A 15,613-nucleotide genomic window follows, 5' to 3' on the forward strand; every position below is an offset into this window, starting at 1 on the left:
GGGGGCTGCGGTGGCCTGTCTGACATTACTGCGACGTAAATCTGTATTTTCCTTAGAAGAACCGCACCCCGACAAGGGTGCGGGTTCTCACTGCGTGAGATAGCGTTATGGATGGTATTTTCCTGCAGCAACTGGTCAATGGCCTGACCCTCGGGTCGGTCTATGGCCTGATCGCCATCGGCTACACAATGGTCTATGGCATCATTGGCATGATCAACTTCGCCCACGGCGAGGTTTACATGATTTCCGCTTACCTCGCGGCAATCAGTCTGGCACTGCTGGCTTACTTCGGTATCGAATCCTTCCCGCTGTTGATGCTCGGCACGTTGATCTTCACCATCATCGTTACCGGGGTGTATGGCTGGGTCATCGAGCGTGTCGCCTACAAACCGCTGCGCAACTCGACCCGCCTGGCACCGCTGATCAGTGCCATCGGTATTTCCCTGATCCTGCAAAACTATGCACAAATCAGCCAGGGCGCCCGCCAACAAGGGGTTCCGACACTGCTGACCGGTGCCTGGCGCGTGGACATCGGTGACGGGTTCGTGCAACTGACCTACACCAAGATCTTCATCCTGGTCGCGGCATTCGCCGGCATGGCGCTGCTGACCTACGTCATCAAGTACACCAAGCTCGGCCGCATGTGCCGTGCCACGCAGCAAGACCGCAAGATGGCCTCGATCCTGGGGATCAACACCGACCGGGTGATTTCCTACGTGTTCATCATCGGTGCAGCGATGGCGGCCCTGGCCGGCGTGCTGATCACCATGAACTACGGCACCTTCGACTTCTACGCAGGCTTCGTCATCGGCATCAAGGCCTTCACCGCAGCGGTCCTGGGCGGTATCGGCTCACTGCCCGGGGCGATGCTCGGCGGAATCATCCTGGGCATTTCCGAGTCGTTGTTCTCCGGTCTGGTCAACTCGGACTACAAGGACGTCTTCAGCTTCTCGCTGCTGGTGCTTGTTCTGGTCTTTCGGCCCCAAGGCCTGCTCGGCCGTCCTCTTGTGTCGAAGGTGTAAGCGATGTCTTCAACCCATAAAAAATCCATTGATGTCAAAGAAAGTGTGGTCGACGCGATTCTTGCCGGCCTGATTGCCCTGATCGTCTTTGGCCCCATTGTCGGGGTCGTGCTGGATGGCTACAGCTTCAACCTGGAACCCAAGCGCGTTGCCTGGATCATTGCCGTGGTCATGGCCGGACGTTTCGCCCTGAGCCTGTTCCTGCAGTCGCCCAAGGGCCGGCGGATCCTCGAAGGTTTCGAGTCCACTGGCTCCGGCGTGCACGTGCTGGCGCCGGACTACAAGTCGCGGCTGCGCTGGATCATCCCGCTGCTGATCGTCATCGCCGTGGTCTTTCCGTTCTTCTCCAACTCCTACTTGCTGGGTGTAGTGATCCTGGGCCTGATCTACGTGCTGCTGGGCTTGGGCCTGAACATCGTGGTGGGCCTGGCAGGGCTGCTCGACCTGGGCTACGTGGCCTTCTACGCCATCGGTGCCTATGGCCTGGCGCTGGGTTATCAATACCTCGGGCTGGGTTTCTGGACGGTGCTGCCACTGGCGGCGATCACGGCCGCGTTGGCCGGCTGCATCCTCGGTTTCCCGGTGCTGCGCCTGCACGGCGACTACCTGGCCATCGTGACCCTGGGTTTTGGTGAAATCATTCGCCTGATCCTCAACAACTGGCTGTCGCTGACGGGCGGTCCGAACGGCATGGCTGCACCGCTGCCAACCTTCTTCGGCCTGGAGTTCGGCAAGCGCGCCAAAGAGGGCGGGGTGCCGTTCCATGAGTTCTTCGGGATCGCCTACAACCCGGACGTGAAGTACTACTTCATCTACGCGGTGCTGTTCCTGGTAGTGCTGGCAGTGCTGTACATCAAGCATCGCCTGACCCGCATGCCGGTCGGCCGCGCCTGGGAAGCCTTGCGCGAAGATGAAATCGCCTGCCGCTCCATGGGCCTGAACCACGTGCTGGTGAAGCTCTCGGCGTTCACCATCGGTGCCTCGACCGCGGGCCTGGCCGGGGTGTTCTTTGCTACCTACCAGGGCTTCGTCAACCCGACCTCGTTCACCTTCTTCGAGTCGGCACTGATCCTGGCGATCGTGGTGCTCGGCGGCATGGGGTCGACCATCGGCGTGGTGATCGCCGCGTTCGTGCTGACCGTGGCCCCGGAGCTGCTGCGCGGCTTCGCCGAGTACCGGGTGCTGCTGTTCGGCATCCTGATGGTGTTGATGATGATCTGGCGACCGCGCGGCCTGATTCGGATCAGCCGTACCGGTGTGACTCCACGTAAAGGTGCCATTGCGTATGAAAGAGGGCAGCGCCATGAGTGAAGTCGTACTCTCGGTAGAAAAACTGATGATGCACTTCGGCGGCATCAAGGCCCTCAGTGACGTCAGCCTCAAGGTCCATCGCAACTCGATCTTTGCCCTGATCGGCCCCAACGGTGCCGGCAAGACCACCGTGTTCAACTGCCTGACCGGCTTCTACAAGGCCTCCGGCGGCAAGATCGAACTCAATACCCGTGGCCAGGCTACCAACGTCATCCAGTTGCTGGGCGAGTCCTTCAAGGCCAGCGATTTCGTCTCGCCGAAAAACTTCGTCAGCCGGCTGTACTACAAAATGTTCGGTGGCACTCACCTGGTGAACCGCGCCGGCTTGGCGCGTACGTTCCAGAACATTCGCCTGTTCAAGGAAATGTCGGTGCTGGAAAACCTGCTGGTGGCCCAGCACATGTGGGTCAACCGCAGCCTGCTGGCTGGGATCCTCAACACCAAGGGCTACCGCAAGGCCGAAAGCGATGCGCTGGACTGCGCGTTCTATTGGCTGGAAGTGGTTGACCTGGTGGACTGCGCCAACCGCTTGGCCGGTGAACTGTCCTACGGCCAGCAGCGCCGCCTGGAAATCGCCCGGGCCATGTGCACGCGGCCGCAGATCATCTGCCTCGACGAACCGGCCGCCGGTCTCAACCCTCAGGAAACCGAAGCGCTGAGCGCGATGATCCGGCTGCTGCGCGACGAGCACGATCTGACCGTGGTGCTGATTGAACACGACATGGGCATGGTAATGAGCATTTCCGACCACATCGTGGTGCTGGACCACGGCAACGTGATCGCCGAGGGCGGACCCGAAGCCATTCGCAACGACCCGAAAGTGATCGCCGCCTACCTGGGTGCCGATGAAGAGGAGCTGGTATGAGCCAACCGATTCTCGAACTCAAGGAGCTGGACGTGTTCTACGGGCCAATCCAGGCCCTGAAAAAAGTCTCGCTGCACATCAACGAAGGCGAAACCGTGAGCCTGATCGGCTCCAACGGTGCCGGTAAATCGACCCTGCTGATGTCGATCTTCGGCCAGCCCCGGGCCGCTGACGGGCAGATCATCTACCAGGGGGTGGATATCACCCACAAGTCGTCCCACTACATCGCCTCCAACGGCATCGCGCAGTCGCCGGAAGGACGGCGGGTATTCCCCGACATGACCGTCGAGGAAAACCTGCTGATGGGCACCATTCCCATCGGCGACAAGTACGCCAGCGAAGACATGCAGCGCATGTTCGAGCTGTTCCCGCGACTCAAGGAGCGTCGGACCCAGCGGGCCATGACCATGTCCGGTGGCGAGCAGCAGATGCTCGCCATTGCGCGTGCCTTGATGAGCCGGCCCAAGCTGTTGTTGCTCGATGAGCCGAGCCTGGGGCTGGCGCCGATCGTGGTGAAGCAGATCTTCGCCACCTTGCGCGAGCTGGCCAAGACCGGCATGACCATCTTCCTGGTGGAGCAGAACGCCAACCATGCCCTGCGCCTGTCGGATCGCGCCTATGTGATGGTCAACGGGCAGATCCGCCTGACCGGTACCGGCAAGGAGCTGCTGGTGAACGAAGAGGTGCGCAACGCTTACCTTGGCGGTCACTAGACCGGCAAGCGGCAAACCAACGCCCTGACGGCTCCGGCCCTCAGGGCGTTTTTTTTGTTGTTATGGAGGCTTGATCGTGGATTTTCGGGGTGAAACGGAAAATGTGGAAAACAATATTCAACAGCTGTCAAAGCGCGACATAAAGACGCTGCAAATGGCTGTTTTTCCACAGTTTTGACTTGTCCCCGTTTGCTGTGGAGCTGGCTGTGGGTAACGTGGGTGCAACTCGCTGCAGGCCTTTGTTTACGTGGCTTGCAAGCTTGTGGTTGATTTTTGCACAGCGGCTTTGGCATGGCCCTGAGCCTGGATTGTCAACCTTTTTATTGGCCGCCGGATGCAGGTGAAAATCGCCCTCGCAGCCTGTGGATAAGTCTGTGGTTAAACTCTGGAAAGACTTCGCAAAGCAGCGAATTTGCTGGCTGAAGCCATCGCCAATTTGACCGGCCGGTCGGGTTCAACCCGGGAGGGCGACACGTGGGGCGGCCTCGGTCAAGCAAAAAACTTTTCAATCTGCCCGCAAAGCCTTGTGGATAGCGGTGCCCAGGCTTTTGTACTTGCCCCCAAAGATTGTGGACGGGGCTGTGGATAAGGTGCGTGCAGTTGGCTGCGGGCCACGGTCCACAAGGGCTCGGCCGAGTTGGTTGTTTTTTGTCCAGAAAACCCGAGGTTGCCCCTCGGAACGTGGCCGGGCATGCTGCCGCTAGTTAATCGATTTCAAGGCTGTGGATCAGCCCAATCCAGGAGAGCACGATGTCCAACACCCTGTTTATTACCGGCGCCACATCCGGTTTTGGTGAAGCCTGCGCCCGTCGTTTTGCCGAGGCTGGCTGGAAACTGGTGCTGACGGGGCGTCGTGAAGAGCGTCTGAATGCCCTGTGCGCCGAATTGTCGAAGCAGACCGAGGTCCATGGCCTGGTGCTCGATGTGCGGGATCGCCAGGCGATGGAAGCGGCCATTGCCAACCTGCCGCCGTCCTTTGCCACGCTGCGCGGGCTGATCAACAACGCCGGCCTGGCCCTGGGTGTGGACCCGGCACCCAAGTGCGACCTCGACGATTGGGACACCATGGTCGACACCAACATCAAGGGCCTGATGTACAGCACGCGTCTGTTGTTGCCCCGCCTGATCGCCCACGGTCGTGGCGCCGGGATCATCAACCTGGGCTCCATCGCCGGCAACTACCCGTACCCGGGCAGCCACGTGTATGGCGCGAGCAAGGCTTTCGTCAAACAGTTCTCGTTGAACCTGCGGTGCGACCTGCAGGGCACTGGCGTGCGTGTCAGCAACATCGAGCCGGGCCTGTGCGAGAGCGAGTTCTCGCTGGTGCGCTTTGCTGGCGACCAGGCGCGCTACGACGCGACCTATGCCGGGGCTGAGCCGATCCAGCCGCAAGACATTGCCGACACCATCTTCTGGGTGCTCAACGCGCCGGCGCACATCAACATCAACCGCCTGGAACTGATGCCCGTGAGCCAGACCTGGGGTGGCTTTGCGATTGATCGTAACGCCAAGGGGTAAGACGCAGGCGCCGATTCGGCCAAAACAGGGCATAAGGTACACTCCTTGTTGAACCCCCACCGCATGTCGCGGTTGTCCGGGTTCACAAGGAGGCCATGTGAGTAACCGAGGTGAGCAGGCACTGCTCAAGCAATCGACCGTCCTGATGTTGGCCGTGGCGATCGCCGGGATCGTCACGGGTTTTGTTTCCGGGTCCCAATCCATCCTGTTCGATGGTTTCTTTTCGTTGATCGCGACCTTCATCAAGGTCCTGATGTTGATCACCGCCAAGCTGATCGCCAAGCAAAGCAATCAGCGTTTCCAGTTCGGTTTCTGGCACCTGGAGCCCATGGTGCTGTTGATTGAAGGCAGCTTCCTGCTGCTGATTGCGATCTACGCCTTTCTCAACGGTGTGTTCGGCATCATCAACGGTGGCCGCGAGATCGAGTTGGGCTTGGTGATCGTCTATGCGGCGGTGTTTACCGTTGTCGAGTTCGCCTATTTCTTCTACATCCGTCAGCGCAATCGCGCGCTCAAGTCCACGTTGATCCAGTTCGACAACATCAGCTGGCTGGTGGATGCAATGCTATCGGTGGGCTTGCTGGTGAGCTTTCTCACGGCGCTGCTGCTCAAGACCCAGGGGTATGGCCAGTGGGCCCTGTACGTCGACCCGCTGATCCTGATCCTGCTGGCCTTGAGCATGCTGGCACCGGCCTGGAAGATCCTGCGCCCGGCGCTGCGCGATGTGCTGGGGATTGCCCCCGATCAACTGGATGACAAGGTGCGCCAGGTAATGGACGCGGCCAAGGCCGAGCACGGTTTTGCCGACTACGTCAGCTACGTGCAGAAACACGGGCGGGCGCGGTTTATCGAGATTCACGTGGTGTTGCCGGTGGATTACCGGCTGGAGGGCGTGGCGACGCTGGATGCCCTGCGTGAGCAGATTTCGGCGCAATTGGGCAAGCCGGATGCCGCGCGATGGCTGACCATCAGCTTTACCGCTGATCCGAAGTGGATTGCTGGCTGACGACCGAGGCGATTTGTCGCGAAAGCGGGGTTTAGCTCAACCCAGATACTCAGCCAACCCGCGATAACAGGTCGCCAGGTGGTAGGGCGTGGTCGACGGCATATCCTGGCGGCTGACGGTACCGCTGGCGTCCAGGCATTCGTGCCAGCCGCCGGCGTGCAGGAAACGTTGCTGCAAGGCTTGTAACTGGTGCAACAGCGCAGCCTGGCTGGCCGGGCGCAAGGTCAGGGCACGCAGGTATTCGGCCTGGGCCCAGATGCGCTGGGTGGCATCGCGCGGCTGTTGACCCTCCACCAGGTCGAGCATGGCGGCGACGGCCCCAGTCTGCGGCTCCACCCCCCGTTGTTCGGTGAAGGCGAAGGCGCGGTCCAGCGAAGCATGCAGCGCCGAGCCGCGCAGGGTCGGCGAGGCCTCCAGCAGGAAAAACCATTCGAACTGATGCCCCGGCTCAAACCAGTTATCCACAGCCCCCAGCGGCTTCTCCATCATCACCCCGTGCTGCGGGTCGATGAAGTGCTGCTGCATGGCGGCGCACAACGCCTTGAGTGCCGCCTCGACGGCCAGGTCCTCGCGCACCGCCAGGGTGGCCAGGAAGGCTTCGGCCAGGTGCATCAGCGGGTTTTGCAGGGGGCCTGCGCCGAGTGACGACCAGTCGCGGTCCAGGCTCGCTTCGTACAGGCCGTTGCCAGTGGCGAAGTGCTGGGCCAGCACCTGCAGGGCGGCGTTGAGCACCGACTCCACCAGCGGCTCACGCACCTTGGCCCAGTAATGGGCGCAGGCGAAGAGGATGAAGGCGTGGGTGTAGAGGTCCTTGCGCTGATCCAGCGGCGCACCCTGGGGGTCGATGCTGTAGAACCAGCCGCCATGCTCGCTATCATGAAAGTGCTGTTGCAACGAACGGAACAGCGCCGCAGCCCGCTCCTCGGCCGCCGGCACTTCACCGATCAGGCTGGCGAACAGGTACAACTGGCGCGCGCAGGCCATGGCCCGATAGCGCTGGGGCGGCAATGGCTGGTGCCGGGCATCCAGGGCTTCGTAGGGCAATGCCATCTGCGCATTCCAGCCCGGACCCTGCCACAGAGGCACGATCACGCCGCGAAAATGCTGCTGCACAGTGGCAAACAGAGCGGTCAGTTCAGGCTGGGAGGCAGAGCGGGGAGCATCGGGCATTGGCTGGCGTCGTCACGGCAGGAGTGTTTGCGCGACATGGTAGCAGCTGCCCCCCTTACCCCGCGAGCAGCCAGGCCCCGGTCGCCGCCGATGCTGCACCGGCCAGGCGTACCAGCGGCGCGGCGGCTTGTGGCAACACGCGCACCAGGGCGTACCCGGCAGCATGCAGGCTGGCGGTGGCAATGACGAAGCCGCCGGCGTAGGTCCACGGGCTGGACATCTCGGGTAGCTCCAGGCCGTGGGCCACGCCGTGGAACAGGGCAAACAGGGCGGTCGCGCCAACGGCCAGGCTCAGGGCTGGTCGCACCGCGAGCGCCACCGCCAGGCCCAGCGCCAGCACCGAGGCCGCAATGCCGCTTTCCAGGGCCGGCAGGCTCAAGCCCTCGAACCCAAGAAATCCGCCCAGCAGCATGGTGCCGACGAACGTGCAGGGCAGTGCCCAGCGTGCGGCACCTTGTTGTTGCGCAGCCCACAAACCGACGGCGAGCATCGCCAGCAGGTGATCGAGGCCGCCGATGGGATGGCTGATGCCGGCCAGTAAGCCGTTGTCGCCATGGCCCGGGTGAGCGAAGGCGAGGGCCGGGGTGAGCAGCAGGGCCGCGGCGGCAAATAGGCGTTTGAGTGTCATGGATAGGCTTCCTTTGCGAGTGTCTTGTGGATAACTGTCAGGCCGCGGTCAGCAGTCCCTGGCGTTCAATGAAGGCAATGATCTGTTCCAGGCCCTGGCCGGTTTTCTGATTGCTGAAGACAAAGGGTTTGCCGTTGCGCATGCGCTGGGTGTCGCTGTCCATCAGGCTCAAGGAGGCGCCCACCAGTGGGGCCAGGTCGATCTTGTTGATCACCAGCAGGTCGGACTTGCAGATCCCCGGCCCGCCCTTGCGCGGCAGCTTGTCACCCGCCGAGACGTCGATCACGTAGATGGTCAGGTCGGACAGCTCGGGGCTGAAGGTCGCCGACAGGTTGTCGCCGCCGGACTCCACTAGGATCAGGTCCAGTCCCGGAAAGCGCCGGTTCAGTTGATCCACCGCCTCGAGGTTGATCGAGGCGTCTTCGCGAATCGCCGTGTGCGGGCAGCCACCGGTCTCCACGCCAATGATCCGCTCCGGGGCCAGCGCTTGGTTGCGCACCAGGAAATCGGCGTCTTCGCGGGTATAGATGTCGTTGGTCACCACTGCCAGGTTGTAGCGCTCACGCAGCGCCAGGCACAGGGCCAGGGTCAGGGCGGTTTTGCCGGAGCCGACCGGGCCGCCGATACCGACACGCAGAGGTTGTGTGTTCATGTGATTCTCCAAAATGACCGGCCCTAGGAACGGAACAGGCGGCTGTACTGGCGCTCATGGGCCATGCACGCCAGGGATAGACCGAACGCGGCGCTGCCGAGGTGTTCGGGATTGATTCGGCTGGCGTCCTGCTGCGCCTGTTGCAGCAGCGGCAGCAATTGGCTGGTCAGGCGCTGCGCCGCTTGCTGGCCCAGCGGCAGGGTTTTCATCAGCACCGCCAGCTGGTTTTCCAGCCAGCTCCACAGCCAGGCCGCCAGGGCGTCCTGCGGGGTGATGTGCCAAGCGCGGGCGGCCAGCGCCCAGCACAGGGCCAGATGGGGCTCGTGGCAGCGCTCGAGAAATGCTCGGGCAGGTGGGTCCAACTCCGGCAAGCCGCTGAGCAGTTGTTGCAGGGAGTAGCCCATCTGCCGGCTTTCCTGGTGCAGCTCGCGGGTTTCGCGGCTGGCGCGGTGCTGCTCACAGAGGCTCGACAACTGCGGCCAGTCTGCGCTGGCGGCAGCGTTGCAGTGGGCGAGCAGCAAGGGCGCCTCAAAGCGTGCGAGGTTGAGCAGCAACTGGTCGCTGATCCAGCGCCTGGCGGTCGACGGGTCGCTGACGCGGCCGTTGTCCACTGCCATTTCCAGGCCTTGGGAATAGCTGTAGCCGCCAATCGGCAACTGTGGACTGGCCAGGCGTAGCAGCGCCCAGGCGGGATTCACAGGCGTACGCCGAACTGATGCAGTTTGGGGGCGTAGTTGAAGTCTTCGTCGCCGTGGCGCGAATGGTGATGGCCGCCACCGTAGGCACCGTGCTCCGGCTGGAACGGCGCCTCGATACTGACGGTGCGGGCGCCTAACTGCTCGAGCATGGCCTTGAGCACATAGTCGTCGAGCAGGCGCAGCCAGCCATCGCCCACTTGCAGGGCGACGTGGCGATTGCCCAGGTGATAGGCCGCACGGGTCAGTTCAAAGGCGTTGGCGCAGGTGACGTGCAGCAGTTGTTCAGGGCGGGCGCAGACCCGCACGATGCGACCGTCCTCGGCCTCCAGGCATTCACCGTTGAACAGGGGTGGCTGGCCGCGCTCCAGAAACAAGCCGACATCTTCCCCCGCGGCACTGAAACAGCGCAGGCGGCTTTTGCTGCGGGCCTCGAAGTTCAGGTGCAACTCGGCGGCCCAGAGGGGTTGAGGGTCGATTCTGCGATGAATCACCAGCATGGCAAACTTCCGGCAAGGGACAATGCAGGGTTTAGAGCAAGGGGCTTGCCAACAGGAATGGTTGCAGGAAATTTCCTCGGCTAGCCCGTGAATGCTAGAAAGTGGTGCGGGGCCAGGGGGGATGGTGTGGCGTGGTTTGGTGCGCGAGGGCGTGCGGACGCACCTTTTTGTCGCGCGATCAGGCGACGGGGCCCGGCGGGCTTATTCGGTGCTGCCCAGCCCCTGCCAATGCTTGAGGCCGATAAAGATGAAGCGCAATTGTTGGGTGATCTTCGCCTGCGGGGTCAGATGCTCGGGCAGTGCTTCGACGGGGGGATCGATAATGTCGGGCAGGGTGGCGAATACACTCTTGACGATCAGGTCCGCCATCACCGACAGGCCGGCCAGGTCCAGGTGTTGCAGCTTGGGCATCAAGGCCAGGTCCGCTGCCAGGTCGGCGCTGATGTTCTCGCGCAATTGGCCAATGGCCAGGCGCACCGGCAGGGAGCCACCGTACTGCTCGCGGGCCAGGAACAGGAATTGCGAGCGGTTGGCGGCCACCACGTCGAGGAAGATACGCACCGAGGCATCGATGATCCCGCCCATGACGAACTCGTTGTGGCGCACCAGGCGAATGGTCTCGCGGAAGGTCTGGCCAACTTCGCTGACCAGCACCAGGCCCAGTTGGTCCATATCGGCAAAATGCCGATAGAAGCCGGTGGGGACTATGCCGGCGGTTTTCGCTACTTCGCGCAGGCTCAGGCTGCCGAATCCTCGGCCGCACTCCATCAGGTGGCGGGCAGCGTCCATCAGGGCATTGCGGGTCTGTTGTTTCTGTTCGGCGCGGGGCAGCATCAGGCGGCTGACTTCTAATCAGGGACAGCGGCGCACTCTAGCAAATCAGCTTTGCTGGCGTCGAACTTCAGTGGCAGGAGACAGCAAGGGCGTAGCGGGGCGTTGCGGTTGACGCAAAGTCAAAGCCCGACTCCAGGGAATCGGGCTTTTTTCAGGGCCACCATGGGCTCAGCTCACTGCGCTATTGCGTTCGATGACACGGTCACCACCACCTTCGGCAACAGCCTGGCCTTGTGGGGTACGGTCGTAGCCATCTTCAACCAGGCCTTTCTCTTCCAGGCGATCACGGCCGCCTTCGGCAACGGTCTGGCCTTGTGGTGTGCGGTCATAGCCATCGGCGGCGATTTTGTTGCGTTCCAGCAGACGGTCGGAACCACCTTTGGCAACGGTCTGGCTGAACACCGAGTGTTCGGTTTTGGCTTGTGGGGTGGCTTGCTCGGCCGCTGGCAATGCAAAAGCGTTAGCGGCGAGGAGGGAAAGGGTCAGGCTCAGCAATAATTGGCGTTTCATGGTCGGTGCTCCGTGTGGGGGCGATAAAGTGGGTACGGAGCCAATGCTACTCTCGATAAATTGATATAAAAGTTCATAAAGACAATGGTAATAATCAACAGAATTGATTGTTCTGCCGGGCGCCTCTAGAACGCGGGTTTGCGGGGAACGTTTCAGCAGCGGATTGGGTATTTTCGACCCGCTTGTGCACCGTCAAAGTGCGACCCAGGTAACAGGATTCTGGCGACTCGGTCAGGAAAAAAGCGGCTATTTAGCGCTGAATCGGGTTTTTGGTTAAACCTGCGGGCCATTTGCCAGTCGTAGTTTTCATAGTCGGTCGATTTATGGCCTAGGATTTTTATCGAGCGTCGCGGTCCGGGCGCCGAGCAGTCATCAGGAGCTTTGTGCAATGACGCGCACCCGTAAAATTCTCGCCTGGGTCTTTGCCAGCCTCGTGTTGTTGATCGCCGTCTTGGTGTTGGTCATCGCGTTCTTCGACTGGAACCGGATCAAGCCGCCGCTCAATGCCAAGGTCTCGGAGGAGTTGCATCGGCCCTTTGCGATCAATGGCAACCTGTCAGTGGTGTGGCAGCGCGAACTCGACGAGGGTGGCTGGCGCGCCTGGGTGCCATGGCCGCATGTGGTGGCCGAGGACCTGAGCCTGGGTAACCCGCACTGGTCCAAACAACCGCAGATGGTCAGCCTCAAGCGCGTCGAGCTGCGGATCTCGCCGCTGGCCTTGCTGGCGCAGCGCGTGGTGATTCCGCGCATCGACCTGACCGAGCCCAATGCCCAACTGCAGCGCCTGGCGGATGGGCGCGCCAACTGGACCTTCACTTTCGACCCCAAGGACCCGAATGCCGAACCTTCCAGTTGGGTGGTGGATATTGGCGCGATCGGCTTCGACAAGGGCCACGTAACGCTGGACGATCAAAGCCTCAAGACCCGTCTCGACCTGCTGATCGACCCACTCGGCAAGCCAATTGCGTTCAGCGATATCGTCGGCGACAAGACCGCGAAAAAAGCCCAGGACCAGGGGGCGGCGCCGCAGGATTATGCGTTTGCCCTGCAGGTCAAAGGCCAGTACCACGGCCAGGCGCTGTCGGGCCAGGGCAAGATCGGCGGCCTGCTGGCTTTGCAGGACGCCGCCAAGCCCTTTCCACTGCAGGCCCAAGTGCGGATTGCCGATACTCGGGTCGAACTGGCCGGGACCCTGACCGATCCGCTGAACCTCGGCGCGCTGGACCTGCGCCTGAAACTGGCGGGCAGCAGCCTGGGCAACCTTTACCCATTGACCGGCATCACCCTGCCGGACTCCTCGCCCTATGCTACCGACGGTCATTTGATCGCCAACCTGCGGGCACCGGAGGGGGCGAAGTTCCGCTATGAAGACTTCAACGGCACCATCGGCGGCAGCGACATCCATGGCAACCTGGCCTACGTGGCCAGCCAGCCACGACCCAAGCTCAGCGGTGCACTGGTCTCCAATCAACTGCTGTTCGCCGACCTCGCGCCCCTGATCGGCGCCGACTCCAACGCCAAGCAAAAAGCCCGCGGCGGCGACAGCAAACAGCCGGCCGATAAGCTGCTGCCAGTGGAGGAGTTCCGCACTGAACGCTGGCGCGATATGGACGCTGATGTCGAATTCACCGGCAAGCGCATCGTCCACAGCGAGAAACTGCCATTCAATGACCTGTATGCCCACGTGATCCTCAATGACGGCCAGCTCAACCTGCAGCCACTGCGTTTTGGCGTGGCGGGCGGCAAGCTGGACGCACAGATCCGCCTCAACGGCCAGACCACGCCGCTGGAAGGCCGGGCCAAACTGAGCGCGCGGGGTTTCAAGCTCAAGCAGCTGTTCCCGACCTTTGAACCGATGAAAACCAGCTTCGGCGAACTCAATGGCGATGCCGACATAACCGGACGGGGCAACTCGGTGGCGGCGTTGCTGGGCAGCGCCAATGGCGATCTGAAGATGCTGATCAACGACGGCGCGATCAGCCGTGAACTGATGGAGCTGGCCGGGTTGAACGTGGGCAACTACCTGGTTGGCAAAATCTTTGGCGACAAGGAAGTGAAGATCAACTGTGCGGCTGCCGACTTCGGGATCAAGAGCGGTTTGGCGACCACGCGCCTGTTTGTGTTCGACACCGAGAACGCGATCATCTACATCGACGGCACGGCGAACATGGCCAGCGAACAACTGGACCTGACCATCACCCCCGAGTCGAAGGGCTGGCGGTTGATCTCCTTGCGCTCACCGCTGTACGTGCGCGGCAAGTTCATCAAGCCGGATGCTGGGGTCAAGGGCGTGCCGTTGATGCTGCGCGGCGCAGGGATGGTGGCGCTGGGGGTCATTGCCGGCCCGGCGGCCGGTTTGCTGGCGCTGGTGGCGCCCAGTGGTGGCGAACCGAATCAGTGTGCACCGTTGCTGGAGCAGATGAAGTCGGGCAAGGCGCCGAAGACCGTGAAGGACTGATCTGCGGGTTTGACGAGTGTTGGAGCCTTGTTGTGAGTCGGCACAACAAGGCTGAATAGGCGAACCTACAAGTCCTTCAGCAAGTCCGCCATGTCGTCGGCATGTTCTTCTTCCTGGGCCAGGATATCTTCGAACAGGCGGCGGGTAGTGGGGTCCTTGTCACCGATGTACTGAATGATTTCGCGATAACTGTCGATGGCGATACGTTCGGCCACCAAATCCTCGTAGACCATTTCCTTGAGGGTATTGCCGGCGACGTATTGCGCATGGGAGTTTTTCGATAGCAAGTCCGGATTGAATTCCGGTTCACCCCCCAGTTGCACGATGCGCTCGGCAAGTTTGTCGGCGTGCTCGGCTTCCTGTGTGGCGTGTTCGAGGAACTCCTGGGCCGCCACCGCGGCCTTCAGGCCATCGGCCATGAAGTAGTGACGTTTGTAACGCAGCACGCAGACCAACTCAGTGGCCAACGACTCATTGAGCAGGCGCAGCACCTCCTCGCGGTCGGCGCTATAGCCTTCGGTCACGGCGCCGTTCTCGACGTGGGTGCGCGCCCGCTGGCGCAGGGTGTTGATATCAGACAACTGTTGCTCACTCATCTCAATCTCCTCGGGCGGATCACTCGGCATCACGCTCTGTTGGCGTGCTCCTTAGGTGTGAGTGATGGGCCGCGAGAAAAGTTTTATCGGATGTTGCGAGCCACGATGACGAGGTTGAGGCGGGCGCGGGGGAATGTCATAGAGTGGTCGTGAAGGCGTCATCCTGGCTGGCGATAGTCATGGCCGACGTCTTGCATCCCCTCCCGGGCTTTCCCATCGATCACAAGGATGTTTGCCCATGTCGCAAGACACTGCCACTCGCTACCCTTTGGTACTGGTCCCGGGAATGCTCGGGTTTGTTCGCCTGGTGCTGTATCCGTACTGGTACGCGATCATCCCGGCGCTGCGGCGGGGCGGGGCCAAGGTGATTGCGGTGCAGGTGTCGCCGGTCAACTCCAACGAGGTGCGCGGCGAAGAGTTGTTGCTGCAGATCGAGGCGATCCTGCGGGAAACCGGCGCCAGCAAGGTCAACCTGATCGGCCATAGCCAAGGCTCGTTGACCGCCCGCTACGCCGCCGCCAAACGCCCCGACCTGGTGGCCTCGGTGACCTCGGTGGCCGGTCCCAACCACGGCTCGGAGCTGGCGGACTACCTGCACCAGCACTACCCGCCCGAGAGCGCCAAGGGTCGGCTGCTGAGTGCCCTGTTACAAGGCGTCGCCTGGCTGATGGGATTGCTGGAGACCGGCCACCACGTGCGCCGATGGCCAGTGGATGTGCACGCCTCCCACAACTCGCTGACCAGCGCCGGGGTGGCACTGTTCAACCAATGTTATCCACAGGGCTTGCCGCAGACTTGGGGCGGGCAGGGGCCCGAGGAGGTCAATGGTGTGCGTTATTACTCGTGGTCGGGCACCCTGCAGCCGGGTATCACCGATCGTGGCGGCAACCTGATCGACGGCACCAACCGTAGTTGCCGGCTGTTTGCCCGCACCTTCGTCCGCGAGGCCGGGCACTGCGATGGCATGGTCGGGCGCTACAGCTCGCACCTGGGCACGGTCATCGGTGATGATTTCCCGCTGGATCACTTCGACATCGTCAACCAGTCGCTCGGGCTGGTGGGCAAGGGTGCGGACCCGGTGCGCCTGTTTGTCGAACATGCGCAGCGGTTGAAGGCGGCGGGCGTCTAGCCTCAG

Annotated in this window: 16 protein-coding genes; 8 read left to right on the forward strand and 8 right to left on the reverse strand. The window is 61.9% G+C overall.

The window, feature by feature from the left end; translation table 11 throughout:
• Positions 1 to 107: 107 nt before the first annotated feature.
• The 6 genes from QMK50_RS16635 (at position 108) to QMK50_RS16660 (ending at position 6,435) form a co-directional block, all read left to right on the forward strand.
• Positions 108 to 1,022, forward strand: coding sequence for an ABC transporter permease subunit (locus QMK50_RS16635; RefSeq protein WP_095169548.1), 915 nt, complete (start codon positions 108 to 110; stop codon positions 1,020 to 1,022).
• A gap of 3 nt (positions 1,023 to 1,025) precedes the next feature.
• Positions 1,026 to 2,333, forward strand: coding sequence for a high-affinity branched-chain amino acid ABC transporter permease LivM (gene livM, locus QMK50_RS16640; RefSeq protein ID WP_095169547.1), 1,308 nt, complete (start codon positions 1,026 to 1,028; stop codon positions 2,331 to 2,333).
• Positions 2,326 to 3,198 carry an ABC transporter ATP-binding protein gene (locus tag QMK50_RS16645; protein WP_320333522.1) on the forward strand — a complete coding sequence of 291 codons (873 nt, stop codon included), beginning with the start codon at positions 2,326 to 2,328 and terminating at the stop codon, positions 3,196 to 3,198. Before livM ends, QMK50_RS16645 begins: the two co-directional genes overlap by 8 nt.
• Positions 3,195 to 3,911 carry an ABC transporter ATP-binding protein gene (locus QMK50_RS16650; protein ID WP_095169545.1) on the forward strand — a complete coding sequence of 239 codons (717 nt, stop codon included), beginning with the start codon at positions 3,195 to 3,197 and terminating at the stop codon, positions 3,909 to 3,911. Before QMK50_RS16645 ends, QMK50_RS16650 begins: the two co-directional genes overlap by 4 nt.
• Before the next feature lie 750 nt (positions 3,912 to 4,661).
• The gene (locus tag QMK50_RS16655; protein WP_095169544.1) at positions 4,662 to 5,429 is read left to right on the forward strand and encodes an SDR family oxidoreductase; all 768 of its coding nucleotides are present in this window, start codon (positions 4,662 to 4,664) and stop codon (positions 5,427 to 5,429) included.
• A gap of 97 nt (positions 5,430 to 5,526) precedes the next feature.
• On the forward strand, positions 5,527 to 6,435 hold the full coding sequence (locus QMK50_RS16660) for a cation diffusion facilitator family transporter (protein ID WP_095169543.1): 909 nt from the start codon (positions 5,527 to 5,529) through the stop codon (positions 6,433 to 6,435).
• Positions 6,436 to 6,471: 36 nt separating this feature from the next.
• Here QMK50_RS16660 and QMK50_RS16665 read toward each other — a convergent pair whose 3' ends face one another.
• The 7 genes from QMK50_RS16665 to QMK50_RS16695 form a co-directional block, all read right to left on the reverse strand.
• Positions 6,472 to 7,605, reverse strand: a complete 1,134-nt coding sequence (locus QMK50_RS16665) for an AGE family epimerase/isomerase (RefSeq protein WP_320333523.1) — start codon at positions 7,603 to 7,605, stop codon at positions 6,472 to 6,474.
• Positions 7,606 to 7,660: 55 nt separating this feature from the next.
• Complete coding sequence (locus tag QMK50_RS16670) at positions 7,661 to 8,233, reverse strand: HupE/UreJ family protein (RefSeq protein WP_095169541.1); 573 nt, start codon at positions 8,231 to 8,233, stop codon at positions 7,661 to 7,663.
• Positions 8,234 to 8,270: 37 nt separating this feature from the next.
• Positions 8,271 to 8,885, reverse strand: coding sequence for an urease accessory protein UreG (ureG, locus tag QMK50_RS16675; RefSeq protein ID WP_095169540.1), 615 nt, complete (start codon positions 8,883 to 8,885; stop codon positions 8,271 to 8,273).
• Between the two features lie 23 nt (positions 8,886 to 8,908).
• Positions 8,909 to 9,583: an urease accessory protein UreF gene (locus QMK50_RS16680; protein ID WP_159993471.1), complete on the reverse strand. Its 675-nt coding sequence runs from the start codon at positions 9,581 to 9,583 to the stop codon at positions 8,909 to 8,911.
• Positions 9,580 to 10,080: an urease accessory protein UreE gene (ureE, locus tag QMK50_RS16685; protein ID WP_159993473.1), complete on the reverse strand. Its 501-nt coding sequence runs from the start codon at positions 10,078 to 10,080 to the stop codon at positions 9,580 to 9,582. The genes QMK50_RS16680 and ureE overlap by 4 nt, the downstream gene beginning before the upstream one ends.
• 201 nt (positions 10,081 to 10,281) lie before the next feature.
• On the reverse strand, positions 10,282 to 10,914 hold the full coding sequence (locus QMK50_RS16690; protein WP_320333524.1) for a TetR family transcriptional regulator: 633 nt from the start codon (positions 10,912 to 10,914) through the stop codon (positions 10,282 to 10,284).
• A 168-nt stretch (positions 10,915 to 11,082) separates the two neighbouring features.
• Positions 11,083 to 11,424 carry a hypothetical protein gene (locus QMK50_RS16695; protein ID WP_320333525.1) on the reverse strand — a complete coding sequence of 114 codons (342 nt, stop codon included), beginning with the start codon at positions 11,422 to 11,424 and terminating at the stop codon, positions 11,083 to 11,085.
• Between the two features lie 388 nt (positions 11,425 to 11,812).
• On the opposite strand from QMK50_RS16695, the gene QMK50_RS16700 reads away from it, so the two are divergent.
• Positions 11,813 to 13,882 carry an AsmA family protein gene (locus tag QMK50_RS16700; RefSeq protein ID WP_320333526.1) on the forward strand — a complete coding sequence of 690 codons (2,070 nt, stop codon included), beginning with the start codon at positions 11,813 to 11,815 and terminating at the stop codon, positions 13,880 to 13,882.
• A 65-nt stretch (positions 13,883 to 13,947) separates the two neighbouring features.
• On the opposite strand, the gene QMK50_RS16705 is transcribed toward QMK50_RS16700, so the two are convergent.
• Positions 13,948 to 14,478: a ferritin-like domain-containing protein gene (locus tag QMK50_RS16705; RefSeq protein WP_320333527.1), complete on the reverse strand. Its 531-nt coding sequence runs from the start codon at positions 14,476 to 14,478 to the stop codon at positions 13,948 to 13,950.
• A gap of 238 nt (positions 14,479 to 14,716) precedes the next feature.
• Between QMK50_RS16705 and QMK50_RS16710 the strand changes: the two genes are divergently transcribed.
• The gene (locus QMK50_RS16710; RefSeq protein ID WP_159993477.1) at positions 14,717 to 15,607 is read left to right on the forward strand and encodes an esterase/lipase family protein; all 891 of its coding nucleotides are present in this window, start codon (positions 14,717 to 14,719) and stop codon (positions 15,605 to 15,607) included.
• The last annotated feature ends 6 nt before the right edge of the window (positions 15,608 to 15,613 follow it).

The organism is Pseudomonas sp. P5_152 (assembly GCF_033989915.1).
GTDB lineage: Bacteria > Pseudomonadota > Gammaproteobacteria > Pseudomonadales > Pseudomonadaceae > Aquipseudomonas.

Coding starts and splice junctions, on each gene's coding strand:
- QMK50_RS16635 (WP_095169548.1), top strand. CDS start 108: ATGGATGGTATTTTCCTGCAGCAACTGGTCAATGGCCTGACCCTCGGG.
- livM (WP_095169547.1), top strand. CDS start 1,026: ATGTCTTCAACCCATAAAAAATCCATTGATGTCAAAGAAAGTGTGGTC.
- QMK50_RS16645 (WP_320333522.1), top strand. CDS start 2,326: ATGAGTGAAGTCGTACTCTCGGTAGAAAAACTGATGATGCACTTCGGC.
- QMK50_RS16650 (WP_095169545.1), top strand. CDS start 3,195: ATGAGCCAACCGATTCTCGAACTCAAGGAGCTGGACGTGTTCTACGGG.
- QMK50_RS16655 (WP_095169544.1), top strand. CDS start 4,662: ATGTCCAACACCCTGTTTATTACCGGCGCCACATCCGGTTTTGGTGAA.
- QMK50_RS16665 (WP_320333523.1), bottom strand. CDS start 7,605: ATGCCCGATGCTCCCCGCTCTGCCTCCCAGCCTGAACTGACCGCTCTG.
- QMK50_RS16670 (WP_095169541.1), bottom strand. CDS start 8,233: ATGACACTCAAACGCCTATTTGCCGCCGCGGCCCTGCTGCTCACCCCG.
- ureG (WP_095169540.1), bottom strand. CDS start 8,885: ATGAACACACAACCTCTGCGTGTCGGTATCGGCGGCCCGGTCGGCTCC.
- ureE (WP_159993473.1), bottom strand. CDS start 10,080: ATGCTGGTGATTCATCGCAGAATCGACCCTCAACCCCTCTGGGCCGCC.
- QMK50_RS16690 (WP_320333524.1), bottom strand. CDS start 10,914: ATGCTGCCCCGCGCCGAACAGAAACAACAGACCCGCAATGCCCTGATG.
- QMK50_RS16695 (WP_320333525.1), bottom strand. CDS start 11,424: ATGAAACGCCAATTATTGCTGAGCCTGACCCTTTCCCTCCTCGCCGCT.
- QMK50_RS16700 (WP_320333526.1), top strand. CDS start 11,813: ATGACGCGCACCCGTAAAATTCTCGCCTGGGTCTTTGCCAGCCTCGTG.
- QMK50_RS16705 (WP_320333527.1), bottom strand. CDS start 14,478: ATGAGTGAGCAACAGTTGTCTGATATCAACACCCTGCGCCAGCGGGCG.
- QMK50_RS16710 (WP_159993477.1), top strand. CDS start 14,717: ATGTCGCAAGACACTGCCACTCGCTACCCTTTGGTACTGGTCCCGGGA.